The sequence below is a fragment of the Gilliamella sp. App4-10 genome (genome assembly GCF_001690495.1).
GTDB classification, from domain to species: domain Bacteria; phylum Pseudomonadota; class Gammaproteobacteria; order Enterobacterales; family Orbaceae; genus Gilliamella; species Gilliamella apicola_G.
On record NZ_LZGS01000032.1, the window covers coordinates 1 to 2,987 of the forward strand.

Below are 2,987 nucleotides of genomic sequence, written 5' to 3' on the forward strand. Positions count from 1 at the left end.
AGTAGTTATCATTGGCATATAGAAGACGCTGATCCGCACCCGTTAAATAGTTACCGCCTTTTACTAAATCGCTTATCCAACCAAAAATTTGGGGTTGATATTGTGATGGCATTGTTCTGCTCCTTAATTTAAATTTTATTGTTTTGAGTCACGATTAATGGCACGTCTTCACGGTTATTGTATTGAATAATAATTTGATATTTTACAATATTAAACGCGCTTATGGTGCCGGCGATCCATTTATTGATAATAAGCCCATTTTGAACTGGCTTGTCGCTATTGGTTATTGTTTTATCAGTAAGATGATTAGCCGATGTGGTTAATGTAAATTCGTCTGGCTCGTCAATAGTGTTATAATCAGGCTCAGGCAGCCCTGTCATGACATTACGGTTGCGATCATACTTATCAAAATAGGCTTTTTGTCCGTCCCCGCCCTGAGCTATTAAAACTTATTGTTTGACATGATGCCGTTGTTTAATTTCGGCGAGCTCTGCTTGCGATGTGGCATTAAACGCTTCGACCATCCATTCTGGCCAGCCTTGTCCTTTAATAATGTTGTCTTTAAATTGGGTTTCTTGTTCCCATTTGTATTTGCCATCGTTTAAGCCAGCTAATTTGTTCGCGCACATAAAGTTATTGACCCAACCCCAAACCAGATAACTGCCTATGCCAGCACGTAATGGGTCTAATAATATATGGTCAATTGTTTTATGGGTATGGGGTTTGCACACCATTAATATGGTGGTGTTGAGTGAAGAGCGTGAAAAGTTATGCACCACCACCCCTTGTAAATGGGCCCAGTCATATTCTTTTATGCGTTTTTTATTAGGGTGCAAAAAGGTTAGCGGATTACGTAACACTTTAAAATTAAAAAAATAGCTTTCATTGATATACACTTTACCCGTTTTACGGTTAAAAATAATGGGACTACCTCGACGTGTAAAAAGATTTTGATAAAATTCAGGAATCATTAAATATTCGAGAATAATGTAACAAAATAAACCAGAAGTTAAAAGATAGAAAAGTGTATCACTATTGCACGTTATAATAGAATATATCAAAGATGGAATTAAAAAGATCCCCGAAATTGAGAGAAAAAAACTCATACATAAATAAAGAATCTGATCAGATTTTGTTTTACGAATAAAAGCACAGTAGTTATCATTGGCATATAGAAGACGCTGATCCGCACCCGTTAAATAGTTACCGCCTTTTACTAAATCGCTTATCCAACCAAAAATTTGGGGTTGATATTGTGATGGCATTGTTCTGCTCCTTATTTTAAATTTTATTGTTTTTAGTCACGATTAATGGCACGTCTTCACGGTTATTGTATTGCACAATGATTTGATATTTTACAATATTAAACGCACTTATGGTGCCGGCTATCCATTTATTGATAATAAGCCCATTTTGAACTGGCTCGTCGCTGTTGGTTGTCGTTTTATCAGTAAAATGATTAGCCGATGTGGTTAAGGTAAATTCGTCTGGCTCGTCAATTTTGCTATTATCAGGTATTGGCAGCCTAGTCAGTACGCCGTTATTACGATCATACTTATCAAAATAGGCTTTTTTATCCGTCCAAACCAGATTGAGATTACCATAGTTTTTGCTGATTGCTAATAACGCTATTTGTTGCGAGGTGATACGGTATTTTAGATCGATATATTTTTCAGGCAGTGGATCTGGCTCGCTTTTTAGATTTGGGTAATCATTAATAAATAAGCGAATTAAAGCAATTGCGCTTTCGTTTTGATTGTATTTGGCAAAATCAGGAATATCCAAATAAAAATAGATATGCCGTTGAAATGGATTTGGGCCATCGGGATCAGGTACTCCTGTTGTTGGTGGTGCATGATATAGCGGCTTTAAACGAATAAAGGTTTGAATATTATAGACCATGATCGCATAGTCGTTGAGCGCTAAGCCAAAACCCGCGTGAGTGCTGTATTCATCTTCGTGATAGGCTTGATAGCCTAAATAGTCGAATTCTTCTTGCTTACCAAAGCAACAACGGTTTAACCAGTGCTGTATAGCAGTATATTTATCATACTTTTTACTAAACATAATCGCAATTGAACCACTAATGATTAAAATAGCCCCCACAATCACAGTTATCCATGAACTAGCTAATGCTACTATAACAGTGCCAGCACCTAGGAAAAGTGAACCATAGAGTCTTGCTTTAAAATAATCTTGATCTTCCATATTCACCATATCAAACGAACTTTTTAACTCGCCAATCGCATCTAATACCGTGATCGCAGCCGTTGCTCTGGAAACGGTTTTAGAAATTATGGCATTGAACTTAAGCTTAGCTTCTATTGCTGTTGCACCTTTACCTGCTTTAATCGCTTCAGTCATTTGCATATTGAGTTTGATATTTTTATATTGGTTAGTTAAGTCGATGCTAGTTAGTACCAGTGACACCAGATCTTTAAGCATTTTCCCTTTTAGATCGGTTTCACCGTCACCTTCTTTTGCTTCATCCCATTCTTTAAGCATATCGCTAATGTTTATTAGGGTCAGGGTACCTAATATACCGTTCACCGCAAGATTGATGCTAAAAGTTATGTTCCCCGTTTTGACGTTTTGATTAGCGGTTTGTAATTCTATCTTATTATAGATACGTTCTAATTCATGTTGCGCTTTGTCTATCACGCCTCCTGCTTTTGATATTTTTTCGTTTATTTTAGCTTTAGCTCGCTCTAGGGCTTTATCACTGATTTTGCGTAATTTATCAGTGATTGACGCTTTGCCTTGATTCACTTTTTCTATGTTTTCAAGCAGTGTTTTTTGTTTATGGATTAATTTGAAATAATCTTTATACTTTTGCTCCATAAATTGTTTTAAGCTGTATAGGCTTAATGTGCCATTAGTGCCGTTGATAAAGTCCACAAACAAGGCTTTACTGGCTTTATCAGGAAAGCATAGGGTAAATTTTGCTTTTTGCATTTTGCCCGAGCTGGTTTTAATGGGCTTTTCAT

Annotated in this window: 3 protein-coding genes; all 3 read right to left on the bottom strand. The window is 36.6% G+C overall.

The features are described from left to right. Positions 1-128 precede the first annotated feature (128 nt). The gene (locus A9G23_RS04635) at positions 129-380 is read right to left on the bottom strand and encodes a hypothetical protein (RefSeq protein ID WP_065586504.1); all 252 of its coding nucleotides are present in this window, start codon (positions 378-380) and stop codon (positions 129-131) included. A gap of 69 nt (positions 381-449) precedes the next feature. Beyond that, complete coding sequence (locus A9G23_RS04640; protein WP_065586508.1) at positions 450-1,265, bottom strand: DUF6708 domain-containing protein; 816 nt, start codon at positions 1,263-1,265, stop codon at positions 450-452. Positions 1,266-1,281: 16 nt separating this feature from the next. Beyond that, positions 1,282-2,987: DUF308 domain-containing protein (locus A9G23_RS04645; RefSeq protein ID WP_218059490.1), on the bottom strand; the 1,706-nt coding region annotated here is incomplete at its 5' end.

Coding starts and splice junctions, on each gene's coding strand:
- A9G23_RS04635 (WP_065586504.1), bottom strand. CDS start 380: ATGACAGGGCTGCCTGAGCCTGATTATAACACTATTGACGAGCCAGAC.
- A9G23_RS04640 (WP_065586508.1), bottom strand. CDS start 1,265: ATGCCATCACAATATCAACCCCAAATTTTTGGTTGGATAAGCGATTTA.